General features: G+C 64.9%; 15 protein-coding genes. 6 read left to right on the top strand and 9 right to left on the bottom strand.

Features of this window, described 5'->3' with window-relative positions; genetic code table 11:
- The first annotated feature begins 176 nt into the window (after positions 1 to 176).
- Entirely contained in the window at positions 177 to 650 is a 474-nt protein-coding gene (locus tag C995_RS0106650; protein ID WP_018864181.1) for a hypothetical protein, read from the top strand.
- A 14-nt stretch (positions 651 to 664) separates the two neighbouring features.
- On the opposite strand, the gene C995_RS0106645 is transcribed toward C995_RS0106650, so the two are convergent.
- Positions 665 to 1,792 carry a diguanylate cyclase gene (locus C995_RS0106645; RefSeq protein ID WP_018864180.1) on the bottom strand — a complete coding sequence of 376 codons (1,128 nt, stop codon included), beginning with the start codon at positions 1,790 to 1,792 and terminating at the stop codon, positions 665 to 667.
- Positions 1,793 to 1,883: 91 nt separating this feature from the next.
- Here C995_RS0106645 and C995_RS0106640 point away from each other — a divergent pair, with 91 nt between their 5' ends.
- From C995_RS0106640 to C995_RS0106630, 3 genes are all read left to right on the top strand, one after another.
- Positions 1,884 to 2,861, top strand: coding sequence for a phosphotransferase (locus C995_RS0106640; protein WP_018864179.1), 978 nt, complete (start codon positions 1,884 to 1,886; stop codon positions 2,859 to 2,861).
- Between the two features lie 61 nt (positions 2,862 to 2,922).
- The gene (locus C995_RS0106635; protein WP_018864178.1) at positions 2,923 to 3,558 is read left to right on the top strand and encodes a hypothetical protein; all 636 of its coding nucleotides are present in this window, start codon (positions 2,923 to 2,925) and stop codon (positions 3,556 to 3,558) included.
- A complete protein-coding gene (locus C995_RS0106630) occupies positions 3,555 to 4,574 on the top strand; it encodes a DUF21 domain-containing protein (protein WP_018864177.1) in 1,020 nt (339 codons plus the stop codon). The genes C995_RS0106635 and C995_RS0106630 overlap by 4 nt, the downstream gene beginning before the upstream one ends.
- A gap of 88 nt (positions 4,575 to 4,662) precedes the next feature.
- Here the strand turns inward: C995_RS0106630 and ettA are convergent, their stop codons facing one another.
- From ettA to C995_RS0106615, 3 genes are all read right to left on the bottom strand, one after another.
- A complete protein-coding gene (gene ettA / locus C995_RS0106625; protein ID WP_018864176.1) occupies positions 4,663 to 6,330 on the bottom strand; it encodes an energy-dependent translational throttle protein EttA in 1,668 nt (555 codons plus the stop codon).
- 283 nt (positions 6,331 to 6,613) lie between these two features.
- Positions 6,614 to 7,240 carry an isochorismate family cysteine hydrolase YcaC gene (gene ycaC / locus C995_RS0106620; protein ID WP_018864175.1) on the bottom strand — a complete coding sequence of 209 codons (627 nt, stop codon included), beginning with the start codon at positions 7,238 to 7,240 and terminating at the stop codon, positions 6,614 to 6,616.
- Positions 7,241 to 7,310: 70 nt separating this feature from the next.
- Positions 7,311 to 8,183 carry a pirin family protein gene (locus C995_RS0106615; protein ID WP_018864174.1) on the bottom strand — a complete coding sequence of 291 codons (873 nt, stop codon included), beginning with the start codon at positions 8,181 to 8,183 and terminating at the stop codon, positions 7,311 to 7,313.
- Positions 8,184 to 8,292: 109 nt separating this feature from the next.
- Between C995_RS0106615 and C995_RS0106610 the strand changes: the two genes are divergently transcribed.
- Entirely contained in the window at positions 8,293 to 9,204 is a 912-nt protein-coding gene (locus C995_RS0106610) for a LysR family transcriptional regulator (RefSeq protein WP_018864173.1), read from the top strand.
- A 499-nt stretch (positions 9,205 to 9,703) separates the two neighbouring features.
- On the opposite strand, the gene C995_RS0106605 is transcribed toward C995_RS0106610, so the two are convergent.
- Positions 9,704 to 10,429, bottom strand: a complete 726-nt coding sequence (locus tag C995_RS0106605) for a helix-turn-helix domain-containing protein (protein ID WP_018138827.1) — start codon at positions 10,427 to 10,429, stop codon at positions 9,704 to 9,706.
- 297 nt (positions 10,430 to 10,726) lie between these two features.
- Between C995_RS0106605 and C995_RS0106600 the strand changes: the two genes are divergently transcribed.
- Positions 10,727 to 11,296 carry a cupin domain-containing protein gene (locus C995_RS0106600; RefSeq protein ID WP_018864172.1) on the top strand — a complete coding sequence of 190 codons (570 nt, stop codon included), beginning with the start codon at positions 10,727 to 10,729 and terminating at the stop codon, positions 11,294 to 11,296.
- An 83-nt stretch (positions 11,297 to 11,379) separates the two neighbouring features.
- Here C995_RS0106600 and C995_RS0106595 read toward each other — a convergent pair whose 3' ends face one another.
- From C995_RS0106595 to C995_RS0106580, 4 genes are read right to left on the bottom strand one after another with little or no spacing between them, the layout of a single operon-like run.
- On the bottom strand, positions 11,380 to 11,706 hold the full coding sequence (locus C995_RS0106595; RefSeq protein WP_018174440.1) for a P-II family nitrogen regulator: 327 nt from the start codon (positions 11,704 to 11,706) through the stop codon (positions 11,380 to 11,382).
- The gene (locus C995_RS0106590) at positions 11,703 to 14,837 is read right to left on the bottom strand and encodes a DUF2309 domain-containing protein (RefSeq protein WP_018864171.1); all 3,135 of its coding nucleotides are present in this window, start codon (positions 14,835 to 14,837) and stop codon (positions 11,703 to 11,705) included. Before C995_RS0106590 ends, C995_RS0106595 begins: the two co-directional genes overlap by 4 nt.
- Entirely contained in the window at positions 14,834 to 15,586 is a 753-nt protein-coding gene (locus tag C995_RS0106585) for a hypothetical protein (RefSeq protein ID WP_018864170.1), read from the bottom strand. Before C995_RS0106585 ends, C995_RS0106590 begins: the two co-directional genes overlap by 4 nt.
- A 1-nt stretch (position 15,587) precedes the next feature.
- A complete protein-coding gene (locus tag C995_RS0106580) occupies positions 15,588 to 17,270 on the bottom strand; it encodes an NADH-quinone oxidoreductase subunit L (protein ID WP_026278990.1) in 1,683 nt (560 codons plus the stop codon).
- Positions 17,271 to 17,421 lie beyond the last annotated feature (151 nt).

Below are 17,421 nucleotides of genomic sequence, written 5' to 3'. Positions count from 1 at the left end.
GAATATGGACCACATCACGGCCGAAAGGAATGCACTCCCGGTGTGTGGCACCCTCGCTGCGGCGGCTCAGAGGCGGTCAATCAGCCTGGATCCAGGATGAGATCGAGCGTTACTGGGGTTGTCCGCCTGAGCGTCGCGGTCTACTGTCGAGTTCCGATCACCATCGGGGACGTCCCATGAACTGGAATCGTATCGTCAGCCTGTCAGCGGCGACCGTTATTTTCGCCATGGCGGGCGGCATCCATGCCGCGGGTACCGCGCAACTCGAGCTGGACGGGCAGTCCTACGACCTCGACGTGGAGGCCTGCGATTTCTCGGGCGAATCCGATCAGGCCGATCTGCAGACGCTGGTCGGCGATGCCGAGACCGATGAGGGGCCGATGCGCGTGTTTGTCTCGCGCAACAAGGTCAGCGGAATGCTGATGCATACGGTCAGTGTGCAGATCGGGGACGTGATGTCTCCGGAGGGCGAGGTGCTGGAGGCTAGCCGCAGCCGTTCCGGCGATGAGTGGTTCTCTGCCGCTGACGGCCCCTCGGAACCCCTGATCCAGATCGATGGCGCCGAATTGACCGCCACGGGCCTGTTTGCGGACACCGGCATGACGCGTGATCCAGTCGAGGGCCGCCTTGCCGCGACCTGCAATCGCTGAGGGCAGGCGTTTCCCTACGGGAAACACTGGTTAGCGTCGTCCGGGGTTTGCTGCGCGATCACGCGGTTGCGCCCGGTTGCCTTGCCCCGGTACATCCGACGGTCGGCGCGCCGCAGTAGCTCGTCCAGGCCGTCATCCGGCTTGAGTTCGGCCACGCCAAAGGTAGCCGTGACTTCGACTCCGGCGATCGGGGTGGCGGACAGGGTGCTCCGGCAGCGCTCGGCGGTGCGGGTGGCCGCAGGAAGTGCTTCGCCCGGCAATGCAATCAGAAATTCCTCGCCGCCCCATCGGGCAACCAGGTCGGATTCGCGGACGTTCCGCTCGAGGCGGCGCGCCGTTTCCTGAATCACCTGATCACCGACATTATGGCCGTGGGTGTCGTTGATGCGCTTGAAATGGTCGAGATCCACCAGAATCACCGACAGGGGCTGGCCACGACGCCTCGCAGTCGCCATCTGCTGGCGCAGGAATTGGTCCATTGCCCGGCGATTCGCCAGATCGGTCAGCACGTCGGTGCTGGCCCAATGGTCCAGCACCTCGGCCCGTACTAGCGCACGTTGCAGCTGGTCGCGCAGTCCGGCGACCGCGCTGACCAGTACGAGCAGCAGGGCAAGGAATACATGCACCCGGAGCAGGTACATCAAGGCCTCGCCAGATGCCCGGTCGGCCCGGAGGTCGGGCAGCACCCCGGTCACGGTGATCACGGCGCTGGCGAGCAGCAAGATTGATCCGGCCAGCACCCCGTAGCGCCGATCCAGCATTACGAACACGCCCACGATCAGGGCGCCGACCGCCCAGTAATGTCCACCAGCCAGAACCAGCAGCTGCTGATCGATCGGGCCCGCGACATGGTGGTGCCAGGCCAGTCTTCCGAGCACCAATGCCCCGAGGGTGGTTACCATGGCGATCTCCAGCCAGCGCAGCGGCACCGGTGCGCGCCAGACCAGCACGAGAAGGATGGAGGTCAGGATGGCGAAGACGGGGTAAATATGGCCGAGGAAGTAGTCGTCCGGGTCGCGGAAAAGCCAGCTCAGGAGCATGATCAGCACGGCCAGCGCCAGGGCCCCCAGATAGACCCGGCGCTTGCGTATGGCGAGATTTTCGAGCTCCTGGCGCGCGTCGCTGGCCGGTTCCTGCGGCATGGGGATCCTGGGGGCGGCGGGCCCACAATTCAGAGTCGGGACGGGTTCGCGTGACGAGTAGAGTACCCGACGGCACCGTGCGGAGATACCGATGAGCGACCCCCTGCTGGCCGGCGTTCTCGCTGCCACTCGTGCGTCTGCTGCGCGTCGTGGCCCGGTGCTGCAGCAGCTTTGGAGTGGGTATGGCGAGATTGTGCGCTATGACCTCGAGGGCGCCGCTCTTCCCAGCGTGATCGTCAAGCACGTGGTGTTCCCCGCGCATTGCAATCACCCGCGTGGCTGGAACAGTGATCACGGCGACCGCCGCAAGCGGCACTCCTACGAGGTGGAGATGGCCTTCTACCGTGACTGGGCGGCACTTTGTCCGGACGGCTGCCGGGTCCCGCGCTGCCTGGAAGCACGACCGGTGAAAGGTGGTCACAGCATCATCCTCGAGGATCTGGATGCGGCCGGATTTTCCGGGCGGCGTGAACACCTGGACTTCGATGAGGCGGTGGTCTGTCTGCGCTGGCTGGCCTGGTTTCATGCCACCTTTCTTGGCGTGGCCCCGGCCGGGCTCTGGCCGGTCGGCAGCTACTGGCACCTGGCGACGCGGCGGCAGGAGTGGGCGGCCATCGAGGATCCGGCCATCCGCCGCACGGCCACGGCGATCGACGAGCGCCTGAATGCGGCCCGGTTCCGGACCGTAATCCACGGCGATGCCAAGGTGGCCAACTTCTGTTTTGGCCCGACAGGGGCGGTGGCAGCGCTGGATTTCCAGTATGTCGGGGGAGGCTGCGGCATGAAGGATGTCGCCTATTTCCTGGGCTCCTGCCTCGACGAATCCGAGCAGGAACTATGGGAGGCGGCCCTGCTGGATACCTACTTCGCCAGTCTGCGCGGTGCGGTTGCGGCTCGACTCCCCGACGTGGACCTGGGGGCGCTGGAGGCCGAATGGCGTGATCTGTTCCGGTTTGCCCAGGCCGATTTCTATCGCTTTCTGGTGGGCTGGAGTCCGGGGCACTGGAAGCTCCACGACTACAGTCGGCGGGTGGCTCTGGAGGTGGTCGCGGCGCTGGATTCGGTCTGACCCCTTCGCAGGGACGCCGGTGCGGTATGGTGTGTGAAAGCCCGGCGGAGCCTCGCGCGCGATGATCCCCCTCTGGTTCAAACTGGTCTACCTGGCGTTTCTGATGGTCCTGGTGCCGGTCTATCTGGCCGAGTACGGGCCGCTCAACTTTCTGTGGCTGTCCAACATTGCACTGCTCGGGGGCTGTATGGCCGCCTGGCTGGAAAGTCGCCGTCTGGCCGGGATGCTGCTGGTGGCGGTGGCAGTGCTGGAGATGGGCTGGGTGGTGGATTTCGTGCTGAGTCTCGTGCTGCTGGGCAATCCCCCGTTCGGTACGGTGGACTACATGTACGATCCCGCTACCCCGCTGCATGTGCGGTTGCTGTCGCTCTATCACCTGCCACTGCCGTTTGTGCTGATCTGGATGGTCTGGCGCCTGGGCTACGATCCCCGCGTCTGGCGCAACTGGGTGCCGCTGGGCTTGATCCTCTTGCTGATCAGCTATGTCCTGTCCACGCCGGAGGACAGCGTGAACTGGGCGCTTGGGCCGGCGGGGCACCCGCAGGAGTGGGTGGCGCCGGAGTTGTGGATCGGCTTCGTGATGATCTCCTGTGTAATCGTGTGGTGGCTGACGCACCGGCTGGCATTATGGGGCTTTGGCCGGGCGGGGCGCGTGGTTCAGCCAGGTCATCGAGATGCGGGGAGCGAGACCAGATGACCCTGGCGATCTGGCTGGGGATTTTCGCCTGTCTGTCGCAATCGGCGATGCTGTCCGGGCTGAATCTGGGGCTGTTCTCGCTCAGCAAGCTGGAACTGGAGGTCGAGGCGCGCAAGGGGGATCGCCGCGCCGCGCGGGTGCTACACCTGCGCGAGGACTCCAACTTTGCACTGGTGACCATTCTCTGGGGGAATGTCGGGGTCAACGTGCTGCTGGCCCTGCTGTCCGGTTCGGTACTGGCCGGTGTGGCCGCCTTCCTGTTTTCCACGGTCGTGATCACCATCTTCGCGGAGATCATCCCGCAGTCCTACTTCACCCGGAACGCGCTGCGCATGGCGTCACTGCTGGCGCCGGTGCTGCGCATCTACCAGATCGCGTTGTACCCGGTTGCGCGTCCCACGGCCTGGGTACTGGATGCGTGGCTGGGGGGCGAGAGCATCCGGTACTTTCCGGAGCGTGACCTGCGCCACCTGATCCGCCTGCATATGGAATCAGAACGCTCCGACATCGCCCGGGTGGAGGGCCAAGGGGCGCTGAACTTCCTGGAAATCGACGACGTACCCCTGCAGGAGGAGGGCGAGCCCGTGGACGAACTCAGCCGGATCGTGCTGCCCTTTGACGGCCCGCATCCGGTATTCCCGGCGATCACCCCGAGCCCGGAGGATGCCTTCCTGCAGCGCCTGGCCCGTTCGGGGAAGACGTGGACCGTCATCCAGGACTCGGACGGCAATCCGCGGCTGGTGTTGTCCACCGACGATTTTTTGCGCGAGGCGCTGTTCGAGCCGGAGCGGTTCAACCCCTGGCGGCACTGCCACCGGCCCGTGATCGTAAAGAGCGGCGAGCACCGGCTTGGCCAGCTCATCCAGCGTTTTCGCCTGCACACCGGCCCGCGCGGCGACGACATCGTCGAGGACGACGTCGTCCTGCTGTGGGGCGACGAGCCCCGCGTACTGACCGGCACCGATATCCTGGGGCGGTTATTGCGCAACATCGCGACGACCGCGGACCGTCGCTAGAAAGCGAAGATGCACCTCGCCGGGTGAGAGGAGGTCGTGATGATCCAGAAACTGGAAGGCCCGGCAGGTGCCGGGCCTTCGGGGTGGATCAGGAGGCGAGTCGCTTGTACTTGACCCGGTGGGGCTGGTCGGCCTCGGCGCCCAGGCGCTTGTGGCGGTCTTCCTCGTATTCCTGGTAGTTGCCGTCGAAGAACACCACGTTGCCATCCTCCTCGAACGCGAGGATGTGCGTGGCGATGCGGTCGAGGAACCAGCGGTCATGCGAGATCACGATCGCGGAGCCGGGGAAGTCCAGCAGGGCCTCTTCCAGGGCGCGCAGGGTCTCCACGTCCAGGTCGTTGGTCGGTTCGTCGAGCAGCAGGAAGTTGCCGCCGCTTTGCAGCAGCTTGGCCAGGTGCACGCGGTTGCGTTCCCCGCCGGACAGTTCCTTCATGCGTTTCTGCTGGTCGGTGCCCTTGAAGTTGAAGCGGCCGACGTAGGCGCGTGACGGCATCTGGAAATTGCCGACCTGGATGATGTCCTGGCCGTTGGAGATCTCCTCCCAGACGGTTTTCTCGTCCTGCAGCGCGTCGCGGCTCTGGTCCACATAGGCCAGCTGCACGGTCTCGCCCAGTTCGATCGTGCCTTCGTCCGGCTGTTCCTGTTCGGCGATCATGCGGAACAGGGTGGTCTTGCCGACGCCGTTCGGGCCGATCACGCCGATCAGCGCGCCGCGTGGCACGGAGAACGACAGGCCCTGGTAGAGCACGCGGTCGCCGAAGTTCTTGGACAGGCCGTCCACCTCCAGCACCTTGTCGCCCAGGCGCGGGCCCGGCGGGATGTAGATTTCCTTGGTCTCGGAGCGCTTCTGGTAGTCGGTGGAGGCGATCTCCTCGAAGCGCTTCAGGCGGGCCTTGCTCTTGGCGCCGCGGCCCTTCGGGTTGGAGCGCACCCACTCGAGTTCCGACTCCATCGCCTTCACGCGGGCGGCCTCGGCCTTTTCTTCCTGCTTCAGGCGCTTTTCCTTCTGCTCCAGCCACTGCGAGTAGTTGCCCTGGAACGGGATGCCCTGGCCGCGGTCCAGCTCGAGGATCCAGCCGGCCACGTTGTCGAGGAAATAACGGTCATGGGTGACCGCGACCACGGTGCCCTGGAACTCCTGCAGGAAGCGCTCCAGCCAGGCCACGGACTCGGCGTCCAGGTGGTTGGTCGGCTCGTCGAGGATCAGCATGTCCGGGCTGGACAGCAGCAGGCGGCACAGGGCCACGCGGCGGCGTTCGCCCCCGGACAGGGTGTTCACGTCCGCATCCCACGGCGGCAGGCGCAGGGCGTCCGCGGCCACCTCCAGCTTGCGCTCGAGGTTGTGGCCATCGGCCGCCTCGATCTTCGCCTCCAGCTCGCCCTGCTTGGCGGCCAGGGCGTCGAAGTCGGCCTCCGGCTCGGCATAGGCGGCATACACCTGATCCAGCTCGGTCAGCGCCTCCTTGATCGGGGCCACGGCCTCCTCGACATTGCCGCGCACGTCCTTGCTCTCGTCGAGCTGCGGCTCCTGCGGCAGGTAGCCGATATTGATGCCCGGCTGCGGCCGCGCCTCGCCGACGATCTCGGTGTCCACGCCCGCCATGATGCGCAGCAGGGTGGATTTCCCCGCCCCGTTATAGCCCAGCACGCCGATCTTGGCGCCCGGGAAGAAGTTCAGGTTGATGTCCTTGAGGATGTACTTCTTCGGCGGGACGATCTTGCCCACGCCGTTCATCGTGAAGATGTACTGCGCCATGATGCTCCTGCGACCAATGCGGTTTGAATGAGGGCAGGCCCTTTACGGCCCGTGCTGGGCCCGCACTTTACCATCCTGGCAATCCGGAAGCGCATGCCCCCGGTGATCCCGGACCTTGTGAAGGCCTCCGACGCGTCAGGTCGCCGGGGCCGCATCGATGAACACGGAACGGGGCGGGCGCCGCGATGGCTGCCCGCCCCGATAGCTCATGGCTCATGGCTCATGGCTCATGGCTGATGGCTAATGGCTAATGGCTAATGGCTAATGGCTAATGGCTAATGGCTCAGGCGTTGCGCGCGAAGTAGCTGGTCATCAGGTTGCGGTAGTTGGGGATGTGCTCGGAGAACAGCGCTCCCAGGCCTTCGACATCATTGCGCCAGTCGCGGTGCAGTTCGCAGGCCATCGCAAACCAGCCCATCAGCTGCACGCCGGCGGCCTCCATGCGGGACCAGGCGGAATCGCGGGTGGTCTTGTTGAAGGTGCCCGAGGCGTCGGTCACGACGAATACATCGTAGCCCTCCTCGATGGCGGACAGCGCCGGGAAGGCCACGCAGACCTCCGTGACGACACCGGCGATGATCAGCTGCTTCTTGCCGGTGGCCTTCACGGCAGCCAGGAATTCCTCGTTGTCCCAGGCGTTGATGTTGCCCGGACGCGCGATATAGGGGGCGTCGGGGAACATCTCCTTCAGTTCCGGCACCAGTGGTCCATTGGGGCCGGCCTCGAAGCTGGTGGTCAGGATGGTGGGCAACCCGAAGTACCGGCCGCAGGCAGCCGTGGCCAGCACGTTGTTCTTGAATTCGCTGGGTTCGAAGTCCTGGACCAGCGAGATCAGACCGGACTGGTGATCGACCAGCAGCAGCGCGGCATCGTCCTTGTCGAGGCGGCGGTAGGTGTAGTCGTGATTCATGTCGTTCTCCTTGTGAAGGCCTGCCGGGCAGGCATGAAAGTCCGCGACGCGGGTGCGCCGCGGGGTTGGGTCAAGTGGATGGGGCGGAATGCTGCAGGCGGCCCTCGCGATAGTCGCGGATGGCCTGGCGGATCTCCTCCGGCGTGTTCATGACGAAGGGCCCCTGGCCGACGACGGGCTCGTCGATGGGTTCGCCGGACAGGACCAGGATGGTGGCCTCGTGGTTGGATTCGACGATCACGCCCTCGTGCTCCGCACTCAGCATCACCAGCTGGCCGCCGCGCGCGATCTCGCTGCCGTTCACCTGAACGGTGCCATGCAGTACCACCAGCATGGAGTTCCAGCCGTGCGGCAGGTCCAGGCGGACCTCGCCGTCGCGCTCCAGGCGCAGGTCCCACACCTGCATCGGGCTGAAGGTGCGGGCCGGCCCTCGCTGCCCGGCATATTCGCCGGCAATGACTCTTAGCCGCCCCGCGGCGTCCGGCAGTGGGATCTCCGGGATGTCGGTGACGCCCAGGTGCTGATAGCCCGGTGCGGTCATCTTGTATCGGGATGGCAGGTTGACCCAGAGCTGCACCATCTCCAGCCGCCCGCCGGTGCGGGTGAAGCGCCGGGAATGGAACTCCTCGTGCAGGATGCCGGCACCGGCGGTCATCCACTGCACGTCGCCCGGTCCGATAATGCCGCCGGCCCCGGTGGAGTCGGCATGCTCCACCTCGCCATCCAGCACGATGGTGACGGTCTCGAACCCCCGGTGCGGATGTTCTCCGACGCCGCGCGGCCGGGTCGCAGGTTCGAAATCCATGGGGCCGGCATGGTCGAGCAACAGGAACGGGCTCACGTGGCGGCCGTGACTCTGGTAGGAAAACAGCGAACGCACGGGAAAGCCGTTGCCGACCCAGTGGCGGGGTGGGGCGCTGTATGTACCCAGGATGGTCTTCATGTCGTCCTCCTCGAAAGGCCGTGGTTGGTGACCTGACGAGAATCCTGACAGCAGGACGGTGGCGCGGGTAGTACCCGAAAATTACACTCACCGTTCCGCAATCGGAACGATGAAGATGCAGGACCTCAACGATCTCTACTATTTCGCCCGCGTGGTCGAACACGGCGGGTTTGCCCCCGCTGCACGGGCACTGGGCGAGCCCAAGTCCAAGCTCAGCCGCCGGATCGCGGCACTGGAAGAACGACTGGGGGTGCGCCTGTTGCAGCGCTCCACCCGGCATGTCGGCGTCACCGAGATCGGGCGCATCTACCATGGCTTCTGCAAGGCCATGCTGGTGCAGGCGGAGGCCGCGCAGGACGCGATCGACGGCCTGCGCGACGAGCCCTGTGGCACGGTCAAGCTGAGCTGTCCGGTCGCGCTGCTGGATGCCCGGGTGGCGACCATGCTGGCGGAATACCAGCGCCGTTACCCGCGGGTGCAGCTGCACCTGGACGCGACCAACCGCCGCGTGGACGTCATCGAGGAAGGCTTCGATATCGCCATCCGCGTGGAGCCGCCGCCGCTGGAGGACAGCGAGCTTGTCCTGCGCGTCCTGGCCGACCGGGCCCAGCGGCTGGTGGCGAGCCCCGACCTGCTTCAGCGTGAGGGCTCGCCGCAGGTGCCCGCGGATCTCGCAGACCTCCCCAGTCTCGCACTGAGCCGGCCGCAGGCACGCTATCAGTGGCACCTTGTCGGGTCCGACGGTGGCGAGGCCTGGATTGCCCACCAGCCGCGGCTGGTCACGCGCAGCATGACGGCCCTGCGGATTGCCGCCTGCCACGGGGTCGGTATCGTGCAGTTGCCGACCATGATGATGACCACGGAGCTGGCGGATGGCCGTCTGGTTCCGGTACTGGAAGACTGGGCCCCGCCGCGCGAGATCGTGCATGCGGTGTTCCCGTCGCGGCGCGGTCAGCTGCCTGCCGTGCGTGGCCTGATCGATCATCTGGCCGAAGGCTTTGCCGCCCTCGACGAGGATTGAGGTCCACAGACCGGTCAAGCCATCGTGCGAGCGGCTGTATCGTTCGCTTGTCGCGAGTTATCAGTGCATGGGGTTACCGCCTGGCTGGCAGGCGCGATGCGGCTGAAACGGCCCGGTAGTATCCCTGTTGGTGGGGGTTGAAGCCGCGCCGGCGCAGCTCTGTTTTCTCGAGCCCGACTAGTGTTTCGGGGATCGCAGCGATGATCATGATCAGTATTCGGCCGTTGTCGATAAGGCTCCGGATCCTGGGCACGCTGTCGATGGCTCCGCGTGCGTGTGCGAACGCGGCTCGGTGAGGGTCAGCGGGCAATTGGGTCGGAGTGGGGCAAGCCGTTGCAAAGTACGGTCTGCGCGGGCAAGCCAATCGCGGCCCGTGCTGGGCGTCCCGTTGGGGCCAACCGCTGAGCGAGACATGCTGAAGACTGCCAGCTTTGCGATGGAATACTGGTGGCGACAGCCCGACGGGAATTCGGTAGAGGGACGAGGTCTGGACCGCTGGTCAGTGTTTCAGGTTCATCCCGGTGGTGGCGTCAGGGGCCGTTCTTGTGGGGGGCGACCTTGCCGCCTGTTCGGCAATGACTGACAGCTTCATCCAACGCCCGATGCTGCGTTCCAGCTCCAGTCTTCCGAGAACCCGAATATCCCTGCGTTCGATGGCCGGCGCGAGGGGGCGCTGGCCGATCCAGACCGGGCCCAGCACCCGCACGGTTGTGGCGATGTACAGGTCGACCTCGAATCCGGGGTCGGACTGGCAGAGGTCGACATCATCGTCTTCGATCAGTAGCCACCAGCGTCGAAGTTCGGGCGGCGCGTCGCTGTAGTCGAACTGGACGACGGTCCGCCCCGAGGGAAGAGCCGCGGTATCGATGCGCCGGCGCATGTCCCACATGAGTACGCCTGCGTCCCAGTCGGGGCCGTCGGCTGCGCTTTCCACCCAGCGCCGCCCCCACAGGCCCATCGAGATGATCACCGGGCCCAGGGCCTCGCCGGCCTCCGTCAGGCGATAGTCCGCGTGTTCTCGGACTACGACGCCGCTCGCAATCAGGTCCCGCAGACGGCGGGCCAGCAGTGCACGCGACATCAGCGGCACGCCGCGATGGATCTCGTTGAAACCTGAAGACCCACTGATCAACTCACGCAGAACCAGCGGGGTCCAGCGCGTTGTCAGGATCTCCGCCGCCTTTGCCACAGGGCAGAACTGACTGTATCCCGTTCGGTCGGTCATGGCGCTTCTCCGCAGCCATTTTCCCAATTATGGCTCCGCCACCGGGTGTTTTCCGGTTCATTTTCTGAACTAGCGGGGTCGGCCTCCGCTTCGCAATGCTGATCTCACGGCGTGCCTTGTCTTGCCGTAACCCATCGCAGCCCAAACCAAGGGGAGCCGACGATGACACTCACATGCGAATCGATCGCCAGTCGAGTCCTTCCACATCAAGCCGCACGGAGTGCGTGTGCGACATACGGCGCCGAGGGTGCCGCTGTCGGGGAGTGCTCGCCCCAAACAGACCCAAAGGAGAATGTCATGAACAATCCCGGATTCCTTGCCAGGACCAGAGCCGCCATATCCCTCACGGCGTTTACGCTGCTGGTGCTCCTGGCCACGCCACTGGCACACGCGGACCCCGATCCGATCACGGCCAAGCCATTGACCGAACGTCACGCCTTTAGCGGCGAAGTCTCGATGCAGATCACGCAGGAGCTCGACGGTTTGCCCAGGAAGACCTTCGACATTGAAGACGCATCGAATGTCAGCGTATTCGAGTTCACCATCCAGCCGGGGGCCGTGTTTCCCTGGCATACCCATCCGGGGACGGTACTCATCATGGTCACGGAAGGTGAATTCGTATTCATGTTCGCGGAGGACTGTGTAAGGCGCGAGCTTGAACCCGGCATGGCCCTGGTCGATCCCGGGGACAGTGTGCACACGGCCTACAACCCCAGCCGGGATGAGCCCACGGTGGTCATTGCCACGCTGCTTGGGGTCCCGGGAGAGGGTCCGCTCACGATGCCCGTCGACGCGGACGACAACTCTGCACTGGACGAGAAGTGCGGCATTGAGCGCACGGGCGAAAACCGGCTCCATGGGCACTGAGGAGGTGATGTTCGGCTACCACGGTCGTGAGGGGGCGTCCGTGGTGGTCGCCGACCCGTGTGCTCAAGGCAAGGCGCTCGATCTCAGCCCTTGAACTTCACCAGGCGGCTGACCTGGATGTCGGAGATGAAGACAACACCGCTGTGCTGGTTGAAGAAGGGCGTGAACCCTTCGAGGATCGGTTCGACCAGTTCTTCGGGGATCGCCGCGATGATCATGATCAGGACTTCGTCCTCGTTGAACATCAGGTGCCCCGAGTGGAAGCCCTGGCTACCCTTGCCGGAGAGATTGCCGATGATGGTGTAGCCCTTGACGCCCGCCCGATCCAGCAGATCGGTGGCAAACGCCTGGTGTTCGCCTTCGAGAATGATCTCGATCTTCTTCAGTGATTTGAGATTCAGGTCGTTCATGCGCGGTTTTCCTCCACGGCAGGTCGGTCGGCCGCATCTTGTGTGGAACGGGGCGGGGGTTCCTCGCACCAGTCGCCGTCGACGAATCGGTACAGCCGGTCGGTTTCCGGGTCGAGGATGACGCACAGTACCCAGCCATTCGCAATCAGGCTCCGGACCTTGGGCACGTTTTCAATGGCCCGGCGCGCATGGGAGAGCGGGGCCTCGATCAGGGCCAGCAACCGGATCGGGTCGTGGTAGGGCAGCCCGTCGTAGAGTACGGTCTGGGCGGGCAGGCCGGTGCGCAGGTCCGAGAGGTTGCCGGTCATGACCCCGACGCGACAGGCGACGTTATGGTAGGCCTTGCTGCCGGAGCCGTAGCGTTCGTTGTCGACCGCCGAGAAATAGTGCTCCATGTTGATCCACTGGGCGACGATCAGCGGGCCGGTCAGAATGCTTTCCAGCAGTCGGCCTTTGGGGTCGACGCGATAGTCGTAGGAATGCAGGAACGTGCGGCCCTGCAGGTCGCTCGCCGCGGTCAGGTGTCGCCGGCCGATGATGAAGCCCGCATTGCGTGCCAGACCCCATTCGGGGCGCACCTGGGCCCAGTCGACCGTGTTGCGTCGTGCCCGCCGAGCGGCCGTTATGGTATCGGGGGCGTCCTCGAGATCCGGTTCCAGGGTCTGCAGCCGCTCGCGTGCCGTTCGGCGCGTGGCGGCGCGGAGGCCGTTGCGCAGGCGCTCGAGATAGACCAGGTGGCTGGCCGGCAGCAGGTCGAGGTCATGCAGCCGGATCTCGTCGGATGTGGTGTTGTGCATGGCGGGCAGAAACCAGGCGTCATCGGGGATGTCGATGCCCTGGGTCCGCAGCCGCCGGCGAACCTCGGGCTTGTTGCCCATGTGTGCGAGCACTCGCGCGCTGACGATACCGTGGCTGCCGCCGCAGGCGCCGCAGTCCAGGGCCGATTCGTAGGGGTTGTTGTCCGACTGGCTGCCGTGCCCCGTGAGGATGATGAAACGCGAGAACTGTTCGGTCAGGCCGATGGAGCGGAGCGCCTGGGCGACAAAGTAGGCCTGCTCTTCGAGGGAAAAGCCGATTCGTCCCAGTCGCTCGAGCTGCATATGGGCATAGGAACGGTTGATCCGATAGTCGTTCCGCAAGGTCGCGATGAACTCCGACTCCGCACTCTCGCTCAGGCCGAATTCGCGGGCGAAGACGGTCTGTTCGCTGCTGTTTCCCATTGCCGTCTCGCGCAACTCGCGGATCATGGAGTCGGTGATCGCTTCGCGCTCGATGTCGAACTGCTGATGAATCGCCTGGACGATGATGACCCGCTGCTGGGCGCGAACCACCGAATCCGCCTGTTCACGGGTAAGTTTGTCGACCATCAGGCGGGTCGAGGGCTGATCCGACTCGATCTTGTCACGCCATCGGTGGTAGGTCGCCGGCGCGACGGTCTTGCCAATCATGTCGAATCCGAACAGCAGACCAATGGCCTCGACGGTGAAATACGGCGACAGCACGGAGTGCTTCAGGTCGTGCAGCAGGTATTCCGCCGAGGAGTACAGGTCCAGGTCCAGTTGCTCGGCGCCCGTGGTCACCTCCAGCACGAGGTTTTTCGGTGTGACCACGACCGGGCAGAGGTGATCCTCGCTGCCCTTGCCGAGCGCGATGAAGCTCACCGGTACCCCGAAGAAGCCGGCAATGCCGTAGGTCTGGTAGTCGCCGATGGTCTCGAGTTGACGCCGGACACGTTCGGAACGCACGTCGATGCAGAACAGCAACTGCGCGAACGGGCGTTTTTCGCGCGGCGCGGGCGGGTCGAGTCGCAGGCCGGACAGAACGCTGCGGCGGTAGGTCGCCTCCATGGCCTCCAGCCAGACCATACCCTCGTGCCGCTCGAACTCGCCAAGCTGTTCCAGCACGGCGTGAAGCTGTCCGCGCTCGAGCCCGTCAAACAGCGAGGGGTTCCCGGCGAGCGACGCCAGGGCGTGAAGCGCGCGGGCCTGGTCGCGGCTTTCCGCGCGGCGTTTGGCCGGCAGGTAATGGTCCAGTTGCCGGGCGATCTCGGCCGGCCTGCCACGCGCGATGACGTCTTCGACAAGCTCGGCCTGAGTCGGCAGTACGGCTCCGGTGAACAGTTCGTGGCGCAGGTAGGCCTCGCCGGGTCGCTCGGTCAGGAAGGCCTCGAGCGCCTTGCGGTCACCGGGCAACTTGTGCCGATGGCCATGTTCGCGGATCAGCGACAGCGCGAGCACCAGGCGGATGGCCAGGAAATCAATCAGGTCGGCCGGATGTTCGCGTGCCCAGTGATAGTGGCTTGCCGTCGAGCGCCAGCGGATGAAGCCGGCCCAGCCGTGCAGGCGAGTCAGTTCGTGAACGATCAGATCGGGCCAGGCCTCTTCGGGGATCCCGATCTCGTCCAGGACATGGGCGATGATCGCCTCGGGACTGTCACACTCCGCCAGGATTTTGTGAGTGTGCTGGCCGCGCAGGAACAGGCGCGGGTGGTGATGGACGACAGTCTTCCACGCGGCGAACAGGCCTTGTTCGCGGCCGGGCATCTGCCATGCCGACTGACCTTCGTCGAAGTAGTCCAGGCAGATCCTGATCAGTTGTTCGTCCAGCGTGGGCCCGATACGTGTGCCGCACAGCGAATCGAGCGCCTCGTAGAGCGGCCGCATAGCCGGAAACGCGGCGTGCAGCCGTTTGGCGAGGATCCCGGTATCCGTCGCAGAGGGTGTGCGTTCGCGACCGTTCAGGGCGGCCGCCACATCGTCGGCATCGGCGAGCGTGCGCGGCGTGATGACCGGATCATGGCATTCGGTCAGCAGCGTGCAGAGCAGGTCGAGCCCGCCGATCGCCCTAAGGGCCGGGTGGCTCTCAAGAGCGGCATCGACGCGCGCCTCGAGGGTGTCGCGGTCCACGCGGCCCTCGCGGAACAATCGCTGGTAGTCGGCTCGGGGCAGGAATCCCCTCCCGTGGAACAGCTCTTCACCGCGCCGGATCGCGTCCGGGAACGGCAAGTCCTCCAGCCCGTGGAGCGGGTTGTGATGGATGAAGGTGCGCATGGGCCAGAAGTTGGGAATCGGCTCGGCCGCCATGTGCACCATCGAGCGGATCTTGAGCTTGCGTCCGAGGGTCAGCTTCACGGGACACCTCCAGTCCACAGCAGTCCGGATACCACCAGCAATGCCACCAGTCCGGCGAAGGCCCATATCGATGTGGCCGGCAGGTCCTTGGCGATGTCACCACTGCGCGGGCCGAACACCGTTCCTTGCAGCAGTCGCGCTCCTGCCCAGCTCCACAGCAGCCAGGTCAGCAGGACCCCGAGGGCAGCCCCGGGTGTGGCACCACCCAGCAGCGTCAGCAGAGCGAAGAAGCCGGGGAACAGTGGCAGGGCCATTGCGCAGAGCGTGGCTACCACGATCATGCCCGACAGGCGGGGGAGATCCCGCGCCAGTCCGCCATGCAGTCCGGTATAGGCGGTCTCCAGCCGTCGAGAAAGCGCATCGCGTACCAGGAGCATCAGCAACGGGGCGGCTGTCATCGCGAGGGCGAAGCCGATCACGTCCGTTTCAGCCGGCAGCTGCAAGGCGAACAGCCACACCAGGGGCCAGGTGGAGCTGGCCAGCAAGGCCGCCCAGCGCCCGACGTCGCGGATGGTCAACAGGCGAAAGGCGTACAAAATCGCACTCAGGGTCGCCCAGACGACAAGCACTCCAGCGAATGGTGCGATATCACCCCACAGGATCAGTGCCACGCCGAACTGCGGCCAGGCCACGAAAAGCGCCACCTGCACGTAGGTGTTGGTGATGCGCGCAGCCAGCGCATTGAACGCCAGGCTCATCGGGAACAGTGGCAGGAAGAATGCCGCGACGAGGATCAGCAGAGCGGACATCTCAACCCCACCTCAGCCAGAGATTCAGGCGCCGGGACAGCGCCAGCAGCGAGACCGTCATGCGAGTGTAGAGCTCGGCGACGTAGAACTCGCGGGAGAACAGCGAGTACAGCGTCAGCCAGGTTCGTCCATGTTCCCTGTCGACCCGCTGGCGGCGGACATGGGTCAGATAGGCGCCCAGCCACCCGGCCACCATGACCAGCGCCAGCAGCGCGATCAGCACACCGAAGGTGATCTGATCGATGCCTGCCGCGGTATAAAGCGCTTCGCGGAACTCGGCATCCGGATACAGGAAGCCCTCGAAGCTGTGCCCGACAAAGCTGTAGCCGACCACGATCACCGCGAATGACAGGACGATCAGGGCCATCATGCGCAAGGGATTGCCGGTATCCAGCCGGTGCGTGGCGAACAGCACCTGGACGCCCGTGATCCAGCCAAAGAACAGGAGCACGATCGCGCCCTGTTTCTGGAAAAAGTCCGGGGCCACCCAGTAGTGTGCCAGCACCAGAATCACCAGCGGCACGATCAGCATCGCAGCCCCGATCAACAGCCACGGCAGTCGGGCCGGGGCCGACTTGCGTTCGACCAGAAAGTCGTAGAGGGGATCGTTGGGCACGCCGTCGTGTTTGCGCGCGGCGCCAATCACCTTGCCGGCACCGAGGAACAGGGTTCCCTTGAACAGGCCGTGGGCAATCAGGTGGAAGATCGCCAGCGCGAACGCACCCGCACCGGTCTCCATGATCATGAAGCCCATCTGACCCACGGTGGAATAGCCCAGCGACTTCTTGATGTCGTTCTGCGCGAGCATCAGCATCGAACCGAGTACCGCCGTGAACAGGCCCACGATGAACAGCAGATGCAGGACCTCGCTGCTGTGGACGAATACCGGCGCGAAGCGATTGATGATGATGCCGCCGGCGTTGACGATACCCGCGTGCATCAATGCCGAAACCGGTGTCGGTCCCTCCATGGAATAGGGCAGCCAGGTGTGCAACGGAAACTGAGCGGATTTGGCAAACGCCGCCAGCGCCACCAGGAAGGCCACGGTTCCGGCGACCGGCAGGTCCAGGAACGTACGGGCATCCGGCGTCGCTTCGATGCGGGCGAACAGGGTGGGGAAGTCCAGCGCCCCGTAGGCCTGGAACAGCACCATCGCGGCCAGTACCAGCGGCAGGTCCCCCAGGCGATAGGTAATGAACGTCCAGAACGCGTAGCGCTGCGCGTTGACGGGTTCGGTGTTGTGCGCCAGCAGGAAATAGAGGAAGACGCCGATCAGGTGCCAGGCCACCAGCAGGGTGATCAGATCGCCGGCCATGACCATCAGCAGGATCGAGCCGGTCATCAGGTCCAGCAGCATGAAAAAGCGGGCGTAGCCCGGCTCCTCGATCATGTAGCGGATCGAGTAGATGTGGACCACCAGGCTGATGCCGGCGACCACCAGTGCCATGATCGCGCTCAGCGGGTCGATCTGCAGGCTGCCCAAACCGCCGGCGAGGGCCGCCCATTGGGGCCCTGTGTCGCTGACGATGTAGGCGGTCAGCTGGAATGCAGCCACCAGCACCACGACCAGGTTGATGCCGACACTCAGCTGCGCGACGCGCTTGCCCAGCCGGGCACCAGACAAATGGACCAGTAACGCCGAGAGAAAGGGGAGGAGAGGGATCAGCCACTGCGTCTCGATCATCGTCTTGATCACTCTTGGGGCTGTTGACTGACCGCCGGGGCGTTTACTGCTACTCCCCGGATAATAGGGTAAAGCGGCCCTCAAACCCACGGGGGTCGGAAGTAGAACAGGAGGCGGATTGCAAAGTCTGGGCTTTCGTCACGGGCGGCCT

The sequence above is a fragment of the Thioalkalivibrio sp. ARh3 genome, assembly GCF_000377265.1.
Classification (GTDB): domain Bacteria; phylum Pseudomonadota; class Gammaproteobacteria; order Ectothiorhodospirales; family Ectothiorhodospiraceae; genus Thioalkalivibrio; species Thioalkalivibrio thiocyanoxidans.
Note: the sequence above shows the minus strand (reverse complement) of the source record. Positions and strands in the feature narration are given on the sequence as shown.